The 14,908-nt window shown below is 62.7% G+C and carries 13 protein-coding genes and 1 tRNA gene; 7 read left to right on the top strand and 7 right to left on the bottom strand.

The window, feature by feature from the left end:
* Positions 1-63: 63 nt before the first annotated feature.
* Entirely contained in the window at positions 64-384 is a 321-nt protein-coding gene (trxA, locus tag ABDZ98_RS11090; RefSeq protein WP_343807723.1) for a thioredoxin, read from the top strand.
* Here trxA and ABDZ98_RS11085 read toward each other — a convergent pair.
* Both ABDZ98_RS11085 and argJ read right to left on the bottom strand, forming a co-directional pair.
* Positions 381-1,163, bottom strand: coding sequence for an inositol monophosphatase family protein (locus ABDZ98_RS11085; RefSeq protein ID WP_343808945.1), 783 nt, complete (start codon positions 1,161-1,163; stop codon positions 381-383). The two genes, trxA and ABDZ98_RS11085, sit on opposite strands and share 4 nt — an antisense overlap.
* Positions 1,164-1,180: 17 nt before the next feature.
* The gene (gene argJ / locus ABDZ98_RS11080) at positions 1,181-2,407 is read right to left on the bottom strand and encodes a bifunctional glutamate N-acetyltransferase/amino-acid acetyltransferase ArgJ (protein WP_343807720.1); all 1,227 of its coding nucleotides are present in this window, start codon (positions 2,405-2,407) and stop codon (positions 1,181-1,183) included.
* A gap of 105 nt (positions 2,408-2,512) precedes the next feature.
* Between argJ and ABDZ98_RS11075 the strand changes: the two genes are divergently transcribed.
* The 5 genes from ABDZ98_RS11075 to ABDZ98_RS11055 all read left to right on the top strand — a co-directional run bounded on the left by ABDZ98_RS11075 (position 2,513) and on the right by ABDZ98_RS11055 (position 8,539).
* Entirely contained in the window at positions 2,513-2,779 is a 267-nt protein-coding gene (locus ABDZ98_RS11075) for a hypothetical protein (protein WP_343807717.1), read from the top strand.
* Between the two features lie 84 nt (positions 2,780-2,863).
* Positions 2,864-5,611, top strand: a complete 2,748-nt coding sequence (secA, locus tag ABDZ98_RS11070) for a preprotein translocase subunit SecA (RefSeq protein WP_343807714.1) — start codon at positions 2,864-2,866, stop codon at positions 5,609-5,611.
* Positions 5,612-5,685: 74 nt separating this feature from the next.
* Entirely contained in the window at positions 5,686-6,549 is an 864-nt protein-coding gene (locus tag ABDZ98_RS11065) for an SMP-30/gluconolactonase/LRE family protein (protein WP_343807711.1), read from the top strand.
* Entirely contained in the window at positions 6,542-7,738 is a 1,197-nt protein-coding gene (locus ABDZ98_RS11060) for an MFS transporter (RefSeq protein WP_343807708.1), read from the top strand. The genes ABDZ98_RS11065 and ABDZ98_RS11060 overlap by 8 nt, the downstream gene beginning before the upstream one ends.
* A gap of 54 nt (positions 7,739-7,792) precedes the next feature.
* On the top strand, positions 7,793-8,539 hold the full coding sequence (locus tag ABDZ98_RS11055) for a class I SAM-dependent methyltransferase (RefSeq protein WP_343807706.1): 747 nt from the start codon (positions 7,793-7,795) through the stop codon (positions 8,537-8,539).
* A 30-nt stretch (positions 8,540-8,569) separates the two neighbouring features.
* On the opposite strand, the gene ABDZ98_RS11050 is transcribed toward ABDZ98_RS11055, so the two are convergent.
* The 3 genes from ABDZ98_RS11050 to ABDZ98_RS11040 form a co-directional block, all read right to left on the bottom strand.
* Complete coding sequence (locus tag ABDZ98_RS11050) at positions 8,570-9,106, bottom strand: YkgJ family cysteine cluster protein (RefSeq protein ID WP_343807703.1); 537 nt, start codon at positions 9,104-9,106, stop codon at positions 8,570-8,572.
* 7 nt (positions 9,107-9,113) lie between these two features.
* Positions 9,114-9,188, bottom strand: a tRNA-Asn gene (locus tag ABDZ98_RS11045).
* Positions 9,189-9,259: 71 nt separating this feature from the next.
* Positions 9,260-10,057, bottom strand: a complete 798-nt coding sequence (locus ABDZ98_RS11040) for an NAD kinase (protein ID WP_343807700.1) — start codon at positions 10,055-10,057, stop codon at positions 9,260-9,262.
* Between the two features lie 107 nt (positions 10,058-10,164).
* Here ABDZ98_RS11040 and ABDZ98_RS11035 point away from each other — a divergent pair, with 107 nt between their 5' ends.
* A complete protein-coding gene (locus tag ABDZ98_RS11035) occupies positions 10,165-10,956 on the top strand; it encodes an EAL domain-containing protein (RefSeq protein WP_343807697.1) in 792 nt (263 codons plus the stop codon).
* A 12-nt stretch (positions 10,957-10,968) separates the two neighbouring features.
* On the opposite strand, the gene mfd is transcribed toward ABDZ98_RS11035, so the two are convergent.
* Together mfd and ABDZ98_RS11025 are read right to left on the bottom strand one after the other, a co-directional pair.
* Complete coding sequence (gene mfd, locus ABDZ98_RS11030; protein WP_343807694.1) at positions 10,969-14,463, bottom strand: transcription-repair coupling factor; 3,495 nt, start codon at positions 14,461-14,463, stop codon at positions 10,969-10,971.
* 150 nt (positions 14,464-14,613) lie between these two features.
* Positions 14,614-14,886, bottom strand: coding sequence for an FAD assembly factor SdhE (locus tag ABDZ98_RS11025; RefSeq protein WP_343807691.1), 273 nt, complete (start codon positions 14,884-14,886; stop codon positions 14,614-14,616).
* Positions 14,887-14,908 lie beyond the last annotated feature (22 nt).

Genomic DNA, 14,908 nt, shown 5'->3' with positions numbered 1-14,908 from the left:
TCACAACCCATTGCCGATGGCGCCGTCATGCCTAGATTGGCGCAACATTACAGGAGACAGATAATGGCCACCAAGAGTGTCACCGATGCCAGCTTCCAGGCTGACGTGCTCGATTCCGACAAGCCCGTGCTGGTCGATTTCTGGGCAGACTGGTGCGGTCCGTGCAAGATGATAGCCCCCGCGCTGGAAGAAATCAGCGATGAACTGGAAGGCCAGCTGACCATCGCCAAGATGGACATCATGGAAAATCCCGACGTTCCAGGTGCGATGGGCGTGCAGTCGATCCCGCTGCTGGTGCTGTTCAAGGATGGCAAGGCCGTGGCCAACAAGATGGGCGCTGCACCCAAGAGCCAGCTCAAGGGCTGGATCGAAAGCGTCCTTTAAGCAGGCAGACCGGCCAGTCGCTCGGCCAGCTGGTCCCACAATGCGGGACTGGCCGCGCCGAGCAGGCCCTTGCGATCCCATTCGCTGACCAGATAGGCCGAACCATCCGGCCGCATAACCTTGCCGCCCGCCTCGTTCAGCCACAGGGCACCGGCCGCATGGTCCCACGCCAGCGTGCGTTCGAAGATGGAAATGTCGTTCTCGCCCAGTCCCAGCCGCGGATATTGTTCGGCGGCGCAATAGGGCACGTCCACCAGCCGGTAATGCGGGGCGATATGGTCCATCATCGACTGACGCTGGCCGCTGTCCATGAACAGCAGCGAGATGGCCGCGACCGGCGGCGTCTCACCGGTGGCGCGTGACGTGATCCGTTCGTCGTCCACGAACGCGCCTTTGCCCAGATGGGCGGTGCAGAACCGCTCGCTCAGGCAATCATAGATCCATCCCGACTGGACCACGCCTGCATCGGCCCGCGCGATCAATATGCCGAAGGGCGGCTTTCCGGCGGCGAAATTGCGTGTGCCATCCACCGGATCGATGATCCAGCACGGGCCGGACAGTGCATCCAGCACCGATTTGTCTGCGTGAGCAGCTTCCTCACCGACAATGGCGATGGAGGCATCAAACCTTGCCAGCCCTTCGCTCAGCAGGATCTCGGCCTCGCGGTCGGCCACGGTGACGGGATCGTCGCCGCCCTTGTCCTCCACCTCGCCGTGCCTCAGGTTGCGGAAGCGCGGCAGGATCACCCGCTCGCTCACATCGCGCAGCAGGGCGAGCATTTCGCGGTCGAAAATGCTCACGAGCGGTAGTCGGCGTTGATGGCGATGTAGCCGTGGGTCAGATCGCAGGTCCAGACCGTGGCCCGGCCATCGCCAAGCCCGATATCGACGGTGATATCGACTTCGCGTCCTTCCAGGTGCTTTGCAACGGGCGCCTCGTCATAATCGGGCAGGGGCAGGCCATCGCGCGCGGCCCACACGCCGCCAAACGCGATGGACAGCTTGTCGCGGTCGGCAGGCTCGCCCGCCTTGCCCACCGCCATCACCACGCGGCCCCAATTGGCATCGCCCCCGGCAATCGCGGTCTTCACCAGCGGCGAATTGGCAATGGAAAGGCCGATACGGCGCGCGCTGTCATCGCTTGTCGCACCGGTTACGCTGACAGAGATGAATTTCTGCGCCCCTTCGCCATCGCGCACCACCAGATGGGCGAGCTGGCGGCAGATGTCCTGCATCGCGGCCATGAAGGCATCACCGCCCGGATCGTCAGGTGAGGTGAGCGGCGCATTGCCAGCCTTGCCGGTGGCAAAGGCCAGCACGGTGTCGCTGGTGGAGGTGTCGCTATCCACGGTGATGCAGTTGAAGCTGCCCTGATTGGCGGCGGACAGGCAGTCCTGAAGGAAGGCAGGCTCCACCGCCGCATCGGTGAAGATATATCCCAGCATGGTGGCCATGTCGGGCGCGATCATGCCGCTGCCCTTGATGATGCCGTTCAGCGTCACGCGCACATCGCCGATCATGGCGGAAACGGTTGCACCCTTGGAGAACGTGTCGGTGGTGCCGATGGTTGCGGCGGCATCCTCCCACGAACATGCCTCGGCGCTCAAGGCGGCCTCGACGCCGGCCCGCGCCTTGTCCTTGGGCAGGGGAACGCCGATCACGCCGGTGGAGGAGACGAGCACATCCGCCGCCTCGCAGCCCAGGTGATCCGCCACCTGGCCCATGATCTGCTCCACCGCCTCGCGTCCGCGAAACCCGGTGAAGGCGTTGGAATTGCCGGCATTGACCACCAGTGCCCGCGCCGCGCCGCGCGCCACCTGTTCGCGGCCCATCTCCACTTCGGTGGAGCAGCAGATATTGCGCGTGAACACGCCTGCCAGCGCAGTGCCCGGTGCCAGTTCGGCATAGGTCAGGTCGCAGCGGTCCCAGTTCTTGTAGCGTGCCCGCGCCACGCGCAGCGTCACGCCGGCAATGTCCGGCATGTCGGGAAAGGGCAGGGCGAGCGGAGAGCGTTCAAGGTCCATGCGCAGCCGCATAAAGGCTCCCCGGCCTACCGACAATCCGGCAAAATTCAGCGCAAAGTAACTTTGCTGGCGTAGACAAGGCATAATAGATCGCTATCTGGGGCCATGATGCTTCGCCAATTGCTTACCTTGCTGGCTGTAATCACCGGGCTGACCGTTGCGGTTGAGCCTGCGCGTGCGGTTGATGCAGGCGTGCAGACTGTCCGGTTGAGCGAGACGGTCGAGGCATACCAGGCGCAAGCCATCGCCCAGAGCGAGGGGCGCGAATACCTGCGTTTCGCCGGACAGCGGCGTGAGGCGGATCGCAAGCCTCCCACCATCACGATCTACGTTCCCACGGTGATGCTGAAGGCAGACCGCGCGCGCGAATAGCAGCGCCTGCTTCTACCAATTCGCTGAAATTCCGGGCCGCGCACGTGCATGCGGCCAATCTCCATATCACGACAGGATACGCCCATGTGGCAGACAATTGCCAAATCCATTTTCGGCTCGGCCAATGACCGTTATGTGCGCTCGCTCGACAAGACGGTTGAGCGCATCAATGCGATGGAACCGCAGCTGGCCGACTTCTCCGATGAAGAGCTGAAGGCGCAGACGCACAAGTTTCGCCTGAAGCTGCAGGAAGGCGCCAAGCTCGACGATCTCCTGCCCGAGGCTTTTGCCACGGTGCGTGAGGCATCCAGGCGCGTGCTGGGCATGCGCCATTTCGATGTGCAGATGGTTGGCGGCATCGTCCTCCACCGCGGCGAAATCGCCGAAATGCGCACGGGTGAGGGCAAGACGCTGGTGGCAACGCTGGCCACCTACCTCAATGCCATTGAAGGCAAGGGCGTCCACGTCGTCACCGTCAACGATTACCTCGCCCGCCGCGATGCGGAGTGGATGGGGCAGCTGCACAACTGGCTGGGGCTGAGCGTGGGCGTGATCGTGCCCAACCTGCCCGAACAGGCCCGCCGCGAAGCCTATGCCGCCGACATTACCTACGGCACGAACAATGAATTCGGCTTCGATTACCTGCGCGACAACATGAAGCATGAACGCGCGCAGATGGTGCAGCGCCCGTTCAATTTCGCCATCGTCGACGAGGTGGATTCGATCCTGATCGACGAAGCGCGCACCCCGCTGATCATCTCCGGCCCGACCGAGGACAAGTCCGAGCTGTATGTTTCGGTCGATGCCATCGTGAAGGGGCTGGAAGAGGAATATTACGAGGCGGATGAAAAGGCGCGCTCCGTCCAGCTTACCGAAGAAGGCGTGGAAGAGGTCGAAAAGCGCTTGATCGCCGCCGGCATGCTGGAAACCGACAATCTTTATGACGTGGAGAACACGCAGGTTGTCCACCATCTGGACCAGGCACTGCGCGCGGTGGTGATGTTCAAGCGCGATACCGATTATATCGAGAAAGACGGCAAGATCGTCATCATCGACGAATTTACCGGCCGCATGATGGAAGGGCGCCGCTGGTCCAATGGCCTGCACCAGGCGGTGGAAGCCAAGGAAGGCGTCAAGATCGAGCCCGAGAACCAGACGATGGCCTCGATCACTTTCCAGAACTATTTCCGCATGTATCCCAAGCTTTCCGGCATGACCGGCACGGCCGCCACCGAAGCGGCGGAATTCTGGGATATCTACAAGCTCAACGTGGTGGAGATTCCCACCAATGTCCCCGTCAAGCGCGTCGACGAGGATGACGAGTTCTACAAGAATACGATCGACAAGTTCCAGGCCATCGCCAAGGCGATCAAGGAAAAGCACGAGATCGGCCAGCCGGTGCTGGTGGGTACGGTGTCGATCGAAAAGTCCGAACTGCTGTCGCAATTCCTCGACAAGGAAGGCGTCGAGCACGCCGTTCTCAACGCCCGCATGCACGAACGCGAAGCGCATATCGTGGCGCAGGCTGGCCGCCTTGGGGCGGTGACCATCGCCACCAACATGGCTGGCCGCGGCACCGATATCCAGTTGGGCGGCAACGTCGAATTCCGCATCGGCGACGAGCTGGCCGAAGTGGAAGAAGGCCCCGCACGCGAGGCAGCCATCGCCACGATCAAGGAAGAAGTCGAGGCAGAGCGCCAGAAGGTGCTGTCTGCCGGCGGCCTGTTCGTGCTGGGCACGGAACGCCATGAAAGCCGCCGTATCGACAACCAGCTGCGCGGCCGCTCCGGCCGCCAGGGCGATCCCGGCCTGTCACGGTTCTACCTGTGCCTGGAAGACGATCTGCTGCGCATCTTCGGTCCGGATACGCTGTTTTCCAAGATGATGAATTCCAACCTTGAGGACGGGGAGGCTATCGGCTCCAAATGGCTGTCGAAAGCCATTGAAACCGCCCAGAAGAAGGTTGAGGCGCGCAACTACGAAATGCGCAAGCAGGTCGTGCAATATGATGACGTGATGAACGATCAGCGCAAGGTCATCTATCAGCAGCGTTCCGAGATAATGGACGCCGACCGCGTGGATGATGTGGTGGTCGACATGCGCCAGGATGCCATCAATGCGATGGTGATGACCGCATGCCCTCCCGGCTCCTATCCCGAGCAGTGGGATATTGCCGGGCTGCAGAAGAAGGTCGCCGATGTGCTGGGTCTGTCACCCGATCTGGCCGCCTGGCTGGAAGAAGAGGCGGTTGAGCCGGATCTGATCGAAGAACGCCTGCAGCAGCTGGCCGAAGAAACGCTGAAGGCGCGCACTGCGGAAATTGACGAGCCGGCATGGCGCGACGTTGAAAAGCGCGTGCTGCTGAGCCAGCTCGATTTCCAGTGGAAGGAGCATCTGGCCACGCTGGATGCGCTGCGTCAGGTGGTGTTCCTGCGTGCCTATGCGCAAAAGCAGCCGATCAACGAATACAAGCAGGAAGCTTTCGGCCTGTTCGAAACCATGCTGGAAACCATCCGCGAGGATGTGACCCGTATCTTGATGACCAGCGAACTGCGCAGGTCGGAACCGCCGCCCGCGCGTGAATTGCCCAGCCTGCCCCAGTTCATGACCGGCCATATCGATCCGTTCACAGGCGAGGACGATTCCAACGATGGCGACGGCTCGGCCATTCGCCAGCCGCTGTTCGGTGCGCTGGCAGGCTCCGTCATGGCGCAGGTCGGTCCCGGCGGCGCCAACCGGGAAGATCCGTACAAGGACAAGAACGTCAACCGCAACGCGCCTTGTCCTTGCGGTTCGGGCAACAAGTACAAGCACTGCCACGGGGCTGTCTAACAAGGCCTGACGTCAACCTCTTCTTGCCAGCACAATAACGATCGTTATTATCGCTGGCGGGAAGGGGATGACCCATGCAGATTACCAGGCTGGACCTGCCGAAAAGGTCGGTAGGGGAAGGTCCCGTTTGGGACGTGGCGGAGCAGGCGCTCTATTACATCGATATCCTCGATAAGAAGGTGCTGCGCTGGCATCCGCACAGTGGTGCGCAGGCGCAGTGGGACGTTCCCGACATGATCGGATCGATGGCGCTGCGCAAGAATGGCGGCGCGATCGTGGCGCTGGTCGATGGTATCCACGCGCTCGATTTTGACAGCGGTGAGGTTACGCCGCTGGCTTTGATGCAGCCTGCCAATCCGGCGATCCAGCTGGCCGATGGCAAGGTGGACCGCGCAGGGCGCTTTATATTCGGCACCAGCCACCGCAAGGCGGCAGAGCCCTTGGGCGGGCTGTTCTCGCTCAGCAAGGGCGCGATCAGCCAGCTCGACAGCGGTCTGACGCTGGGCAATGGCCCGTGCTGGTCCCCCGATAACCGCGTGCTCTACCATGCCGATTCCATGGCGCATGTGATTTATGCCTATGATTATGATCTGGCCACCGGCACCGCCAGCAATCGCCGCGAGTTCTTCGACACCAGCGAATATGGCCCCATTCCCGATGGTGCGACCATCGATGCCAGCGGCGATATGTGGGTGGCGATCTGCGAGGGCGGGGTGGTGCTGTGCCTGTCACCCAAGGGCGAGGTGAAGCGGGTGATAGACATGCCTACGAAGCTGCCCGCCAGCTGCATGTTCTTCGGCCCTGATCTGGATCGTTTGTTCGTCCCCACCATCGACCCATCCTTCCTGGGGCGTGAGCCGGGCGAACATGACGGCTATAATTTCGTGATCGATGGCCTTGGAGTGCAGGGCCTGCCGGAGCCAAGGTACAATGGATAAGCGCCTTCCTCCGCTGCTGGTGGCGGTGTTCATCAACATTGCCGGTTTCAGCCTGATCCTGCCGCTGCTGCCGTTTTACGGGCAGGTGTTTGCGGCAAATTCGTTCGAGATTGCGCTGCTGTTTGCCGCCTATTCGCTGGGCAATGTGTTTGGCGAGATATTCTGGGGCCGCAAGTCGGACCTGTGGGGTCGGCGCAAGGTGCTGGTGGTCACCACCATGCTGGCGGGCCTGTCCTATGTCGCCTTCGCCTATGCACCCACGCTGTGGGCAGCGATCGGCATACGTGTGGTCAGCGGGTTCTTCTCCGGCACGCTCAGCGTGGCGCAGGGCTTCATCGCCGATGTTTCCGCACCCGAAAAGCGCGCCAAGACCATGGGCTATTTCGGCGCGGCCTTCAGCCTGGGATTTGCCTTTGGACCGGTGCTGGGCGGGGTCTTTGCCGGGGAAGAAGTGGTGGCAGCCAGTTTCCGCCTGCCGATCTTCATCGCTGGCGGCCTGGCGCTGCTGGCCAGCGCGTGGTGCATGGCGGTGCTGCGCGATGCGGTGGAGCCGCAGGGGAAGGGCAGGCCCATGCCCCGCTATTCAGAGGCTTTCACCTTTGTTTCGGCCCAGCCGCTGCTTTCTCGCCTGTTCGTGATCTCCTTTTTCGGCATCGCCGCCTTCGCCTCGATGGAGGCCATTTACGGCCTGTGGAGCGAGGCCAATTTTGGCTGGAGCGCGCATGATCTGGGCTTTGCCTTCCTCGCCATTGGCGGCGGCGGGCTGTTTGCGCAGCTGGTGCTGATCGGCCCGCTGGTTGCGCGATTTGGCGAGGCGCGGGTGATCGTGATCGGGCTGGGCCTGCTGGCCCTGTCCATGCTGCTGCAACCGGTAATCCGCATGCCCGTTTCCGGCGTGCTGCTGATGGGTGTACTGATGACCGGCCACAGCCTGGCATTCCCGTCTGCCGGGGCGCTGCTGTCGCGCAATACACCGCCCGAACGGCAGGGCAGCATCATGGGTCTGCTGATGGCCTCCAACGCCATCGGGCGGATTATCGCCCCGCCGATATTCGGGCTGATCTATGGCAGCGTGGGGCACGATGCGCCGTGGTATTTCGGCGCGGCGATGATTGGCCTTGTGGTGATAATCGGCATGCAGGCCGTGCGCCTGCTGGACCAGCAAAGGGCCGCTGTCGATACAAATTGAGGGTTGTTTTAGGCGCGCAGAAAGATAGCCTTCCGCCCAAAGGGAGACTTGTCCATGAAACGCGCTTTTTCCGCCACCGTCACCACCGCAATTGCCGCAGCTCTGCTCGCCTCGACCGCATCGATCCCCGCATTTGCGCATGAAGAATCCATGGCTGCCATTTCCGCCGCCGTTGCCGATGATCGCCGGCCTGAGGCCGATGTGGCGCGTGACGGTTTGCGCAAGCCTGCCGAAATCGTCCATTTTGCCGGTGTGGAGCCGGGCATGACCATTGCCGAAATCGCCCCGGGTGGCGGCTATTACACGCGTATTCTGGCTGAAAGCGTGGGGCCTGAGGGCAAGGTCTATGCGCTGATGCCAGCCTTTTTCGCCAACCGTCCCGGCGGCCTCGACGGTATCAACGCGCTGGCCGCGCAATATCCCAATGTGGAGGTCGTGGTGGCCGATTTTGCCGCGCTCGATCTGCCCGAAGCGGTCGATCTGGTGTGGACGACCGAGAATTATCATGACCTCGCCAATGGCGATATCGGCCCGATCAACGCCTCTGCCTTCGATGCGCTGAAGCCGGGCGGGATCTACTTCGTGGAGGATCACTCGGCCCCGGGTACCGGCACCTCTGCCACCAGCACGCTGCACCGGATCGATCCGGCGGCCGTGGTCGAGCAGGTGACCGCGGCGGGCTTCGTCAAGGAGGCGGAAAGCGACCTGCTGCATAATCCCGATGACGCGCATGATGTGAACCCGCGCGAAGTGCAGCCGACATCGGACAAGTTCGCCCTGCGCTTCCGCAAGCCGGAATAGGATCAGGCGTTCACCGGCCCGCTGATATCGTCAGATATCGTCATAACCGGTCATGGTCTTGTAGCTGTCTTCGCGAAACCAGCGGTCCAGCAGGCGTTCCAGTGCCATGGCCTGCGGGGCAAAGCCCGGCAGCTGGTGGCCACGTTTGCCTTTGCCCAGCGCCTCGGTCACGCGTGCGCGCGCTTCGGCCTGGTCTTCCTGCGGGTCTCTTTCGTCGCCGATAGCCAGCGCCAGATCCCGCTTGGCCGCCAGGGTCTGCGTGATGCGTGATTGCGCCTGCTGCCCGGTGATGGTGCCATCGCGCAGCGCATTGATCGTTTCGCACACATAGGACTGGCAGGTGTGCGGGCGCGATTGATAGACTTCGCACTTGAAGCCACGAAGGCGGGGACAGCGCTGGTTGAAGCTGAATTCGCCATCGTCATATTCGATGACCTGAATGCCCAGCGCGCGCAGCTGCGGCGCTTCTTCGGCTGAGGAAATTACCCGCCCGAACAGCGTGTTGTCACAACACATGCCGCAAGCAAGGCACAGCTCGCTTTCGGTGGGGTCTGCTTCGGCTGACAAGGAAAAATGGCTCCCCGAGTTGGATTCGAACCAACGACCAAGTGATTAACAGTCACCTACTCTACCGCTGAGCTATCGGGGAGCAGCCCGAAGGCAGGAGTGCGCCTATATGGGGGTGATTCCGGTTTGGCAAGACCCGTTTGCGGGCAATCGCTACACCATGAATTGTTCTGCCACGATCCGCTCATCCAGCGCATGGCCGGGATCGAACAGCAGCGTCATTTCCATGTCGCGGGCAATCTCCACATGCACCTCGGCAATGTCGCGATATTCCTTCTGGTCCGCCACCACCGCAACCGGGCGCTTGGCCGGTTCGCGCACGCGGAAGCTGACCTTGCTGCGATCGGGCAGAATGGCCCCGCGCCAGCGACGCGGGCGGAACGGGCTGATCGGCGTGAGCGCCAGCATCTGGGAATCGAGTGGCAGGATCGGCCCGTGGGCAGACAGGTTATATGCGGTGGAGCCGACCGGCGTGGCCAGCAGCACGCCGTCGCCCGCCAGCTCCGGAATGCGCACCTTGTCATTCACGCTGATTTCGATCTTGGCGGTCTGGCGCGTTTCACGCAGCAGGCTGACTTCATTGATGGCGCAGGAGCTTTCGCGCCTGCCATCCTGCGTCACCACTTCCATGCGCAGCGGGCACACGCTGACAGGCTTGGCCCTGGCGATGCGCTTCATCAGCCCGTCGCAGCCGCGATAGCGGTTCATCAGGAAGCCCACCGTGCCCAGGTTCAACCCATAGGCGGGCAGGATGCGGTTCTGGTCGAGCATGATGTGCAGCGCATCGAGCATGAAGCCATCGCCGCCCAATACGACGACGCCCGAAGCCTCCTCCAGCGGGACCCAGTTGGTGCAGCCACGCAGAGCCTCTGCCGCCTCCCTCGCGCGGTCAGTCGGAGAGGCAAGCAGCGCCAGCCGATCGAGATCCAGTTCGGAGCCATTGCTGGTCATGAATGCAACCCTATGGAGCGGCGTCCCGATTTGCAACGCGCGTCGCAAGGGCAGGTGACGAATTGTGTTCTGGCAGCCAGTGGAGATTGATGACATCAGCTATGCCCATGACCGAACGCCGCAACAAAAGTGACCGCCGCATGACTGATCAGCACCCGCTGTCAGATGCGCTGGCGGCCGCGATAGAGCGGCACGAGGTCGAGATTGTCTTCCAGCCGCAATACGCCTGCGCCGATGGCTCTCTGGTGGGCGCAGAGGCGCTGGTGCGCTGGACATCGCCCGAACATGTGGTGGTATCGGGCGATCTGGTGTTCGCCATTGCCGATGTGGCCGGATTGACATCCGATCTTGTGCGCCACGTGCGCGAAACCGCGATGCAGGCGGCGAAGGCATGGCCCGATCATCTTCGGCTGTCGATCAACGTGACCGCCGCCGATCTGGGTGAGGCCGATTTTGTCCGTTCCATCACCGATGCGATGGTCAAGACCGGCATTTCCGCCAAGCGCCTGACTCTGGAAATCACCGAGCAGGCGCTGGTGAGAGATCTTGAGCGGTCTGCCCAACGGCTGCGCGAACTGGTCGATCTGGGCATGCGCATCGCGCTGGATGATTTTGGCGCGGGCTTCTGCAACTTCAACTACCTCAAGGTCCTGCCGCTGCATTACCTCAAGCTGGATCGCGCGATGGTGGACGGCATAGCGCAGGACCCGCGCGACCTGGCCGTGCTGCGCGGAATTATCGCCATGGCCCATGCGCTGGAACTGTCGGTCATCGCCGAAGGGATCGAGACTGCGGACCAGCGCGCCGCCATCACCAGCGAAGGCTGCGACACGTGGCAGGGCTTCCTCGGCGCGAAAGCGATGGGGGCAGGGGAGTTCGCAAAGCTGGCCAGAGGTTAACCCACCCGCCGCCTATCCCTTCTTTGCCGCCCTCTTGGCCACGCCGCTCAGGCCCTTGGTCAGCTGGAACAGGCCGTTCAGGCGGCTTTCGGGATCGCCCCATGCGCGGTTGATCACCAGTTTCATGTCCGGGCGCAGCTTGGCGGTGCCGTTGAGCCTGTCGACATAGGCCAGCAGCCCCACCGGATCGGGGAAGTTGTCATTGTGGAAAGTGACCAGCGTGCCGCGCGCGCCCACGTCGATCTTGGCGATGCAGGCGTCGATGGCCTGATGCTTGATTTCGATCAGGCGGATGAGGTTCTTGGTCGGTTGCGGCAATTCGCCGAAACGGTCGATCATTTCGGCCGCCATGCTCTCGATCTCGGGCTTGTCCTTGGCATCGTTGAGGCGGCGGTAAAGCGCCATGCGCACGGCCAGATCGGGGACATAGTCTTCCGGTATCATGATCGGCGCATCGACGGTGATCTGCGGGGAGAGGCCCTCGCTCTGGCGTGACAGGCCCATCGCGCCCGCCTTGGCCGCCAGGATCGCATCTTCCAGCATCGCCTGGTAAAGTTCGAAACCGACTTCGCGAATATGGCCCGATTGCTCGTCGCCCAGCAGATTGCCTGCGCCGCGAATGTCCAGATCGTGGCTGGCGAGCTGGAAACCGGCCCCCAGACTATCCAGATCGCCCAGCACCTTCAGGCGCTTTTCCGCCACTTCGGTGAGCGCGGTGTCCCTGGCCGTGGTGAGATAGGCATAGGCGCGGATCTTGGCGCGCCCCACGCGGCCGCGCAGCTGATACAGCTGGGCCAGCCCGAAGCGGTCCGCACGGTGGATGATGATGGTGTTGGCAGAGGGGATATCCAGCCCGCTTTCCACGATGGTGGTGGACAGCAGCACCTCGTATTTCTTCTCATAGAAGGCGCTCATTCGCTCTTCCACTTCGCCTGGGCTCATCTGTCCGTGAGCGGTGACCGCCTTGATCTCCGGCACATGCTCATGCAGCCATTCGGACACCGCTTCCATGTCCGAAATGCGCGGCACCACGATGAAGCTCTGCCCGCCGCGGTGATGTTCGCGCAGCAGGGCCTCACGCATAACCATATCGTCCCATTCCATCACATAGGTGCGCACGGCGAGGCGATCGACCGGCGGAGTCTGGATCGTGGAAAGCTCACGCAGGCCGCTCATCGCCATTTGCAGCGTGCGCGGAATGGGCGTGGCGGTCAGGGTGAGGACGTGCACATCGGCGCGCAGTTGTTTCAGCTTCTCCTTGTGGGTGACGCCAAAGCGCTGCTCCTCATCCACCACCACAAGGCCCAGATCCTTGAACTTGGTGTTCTTGGACAGGATCGCGTGAGTGCCGATGACGATATCGATCTTGCCCTCTGTCAGCCCTTCGCGCGTTTCCTTCATCTCCTTTGGCGGGACGAGGCGGGACAGGCGGCCGATGTTGAGCGGGAAGCCGGAGAAGCGCTCGCAGAAACCCTGGTAATGCTGGCGGGCGAGCAATGTGGTGGGGGCAACCACTGCCACCTGCTGCCCGGCCATTGCCGCCACGAATGCCGCGCGCAGGGCCACCTCGGTCTTGCCGAAGCCAACATCGCCGCACACAAGCCGGTCCATCGGGCGGCCTGAGGCAAGGTCCTTCAGCACATCATCGATGGCGGCGTCCTGATCGTCGGTTTCCTCCCATGGGAAGCGCTCGACAAACTGGTTGTAGGAATTCTCGTCCACCTCCAGCACGGGCGCGGTGCGCAGGGCGCGGGCGGCGGCGACCTGCATCAGTTCGCCGGCAATCTCGCGAATGCGTTCCTTCAGGCGGGCGCTGCGCTTCTGCCACGCCTCGCCGCCCAGCCTGTCCAGCGCGGCGCCTTCCTCGGAAGAGCCATAGCGCGACAACACATCGATGTTCTCGACCGGGATATAGAGCTTGTCGCCGCCGTGATATTCCAGCCGCACGCAATCATGCTGGCTCTTGCCCACGTTGATGGGCTCAAGGCCGATATATTTGCCGATGCCGTGATCCACGTGGACCACCAGATCGCCGCGCCGCAGCGCCTGCAATTCGGCCAGGAAGGCGTCGGAATCCTTTTTCTTCTTGCGGCGGCGGACCAGCCGGTCACCCAGCAGGTCCTGCTCGGTAATCAGCTCCAGCTCGTCATTGGCAAAGCCGGTATCCAGCGGCAGCACCATCGCCACCGGCCTGGCCTTGCCGGACTTGTTCGGCACGGCCTTGCCCAGCGCATCCTGCCAGCTGGTGGCCAGCACCATGTCCGTTCCGGCTTCGCCCAGAATGGAGGCGATGCGGCTGCGCGATCCTTCGGAATAGGCGGCGAACAAGGCGCGCTTGCCGCTCTTGCCCAGATCGCTGAAATAGCTGGCGGCGGCCTCATAAGTATTGCGCCCGGCGGAGCGTTCCGGCGTGAAATCGCGCGCCGAGCGGAAGCCGAAATCGATGACCTTGTCGCTCTCCGGCTCGGCAAATATCACCGATCGGTGGATCGGCGCGGCGGCGCTGGCGGCGGTTAGTTCCTCACTTGTTAGATAGAGCGAGGCGGTTTCCAGCGGGCGGAAGCTGCCGGCGGCCTGCCCGGACACTTCGCGGCGCTGCTTGTGATAGTCGGCAATGTCGGACAGCCGCTCCTGCGCGGCGGTTGCGGCGCCGGAATCGATCACGATGATGTCATCGCCGGTCAGGTAATCGAACAATGTGGCCAGCTTGTCCTCAAACAGCGGCAGCCAGTGTTCCATGCCTGCCAGGCGGCGGCCTTCGCTGACCGCTGTATAGAGCGGGTCCTGCGTGGCGGTGGCGCCAAACTGCTCGCGGTAATGGCTGCGAAAGCGCTTGATCGTGGCATCGTCCAGCAAAGCCTCGCTGGCGGGCAGCAGCAGGTGACTTTCCAGAATGCCGGTGGTGCGCTGCGTGGCAGGATCGAACAGGCGCAGGCTTTCCAGCTCATCCCCGAAGAAATCCAGCCGCAGTCCGCCATCAAGGCCGGACGGGTAAATGTCGAAGATCGATCCGCGCACGGCGAATTCGCCCGTGTCGACCACCGTATCGGTGCGTGTGTAGCCTTGCCGCTGGAGCAGGGCGGACAGGCTCTGGTGGCCGATCTGCGTGCCGGGTTTCAGCTCCCGCACAGCCTCGCGGATGCGGAACGGGGTGAGCACGCGTTGCAGCACGGCGTTGATGGTGGTGACCAGCAGCTGATTGCCGCTGGCGCCCGATTGCAGCTGGAACAGCGCGGACAATCGCCGCGCGGATACGCCAAGGGCCGGACTTGCGCGGTCATAGGGCAGGCAATCCCACGCCGGAAATTCGATAACCTGCAGTTCGGGCGCGAAGAATTGCGCCGCATCGGTGATCGCCCGCATCGCCTGCTCATCGGGCGCGATGAACACCGCGCGGCCCTTTGCCGCGCGCGCCAGATCGGCCAGCACCAGTGGCTGCGCTCCGCGTGCAACGCTGGCGAGGGTGAGCGGCTGCCGGGCGGCGAGGATGCGGTCAAAATCGGGCATTGTTGGCCAAGAACTTTCGGACGCGCACGTGTTCCAGCCACGCGCAATTGCCCGCCGGCGATTTTCGGGAAAGGTCGCAGGCGGGTTCAGATGGATAAGAGCCATGCGCCCTATTGAAAGCGCGCCTTCAGGGCAAGCCGGTTAGGCCAATCAGATGGAGACGTAATCGAGCTTTCGCATCGCGTCGAGCAGCGGACCGTGGAAACGTTCCGGCGCATCCTGCGTTTGCAGGGCCCAGGCCATGATATCGACGTCATCCGCGTCCAGCAGATCCTCGAACCAGCAGATTTCCTGCTCACCCCACCCGCCATGATAGCGATCGAAGAAGCCGCCGATCATGTAATCCGCCTCTCGCGTGCCGCGATGCCAGGAGCGGAATTTCATGCGGGCGAGACGGATGGTGATTTCAGGCGGATTGCTCATCCACACCTCCTACCGCGCAGCG

The sequence above is a fragment of the Alteraurantiacibacter aestuarii genome (assembly GCF_039523595.1).
GTDB lineage: Bacteria > Pseudomonadota > Alphaproteobacteria > Sphingomonadales > Sphingomonadaceae > Alteraurantiacibacter > Alteraurantiacibacter aestuarii.
Note: the sequence above shows the minus strand (reverse complement) of the source record. Positions and strands in the feature narration are given on the sequence as shown.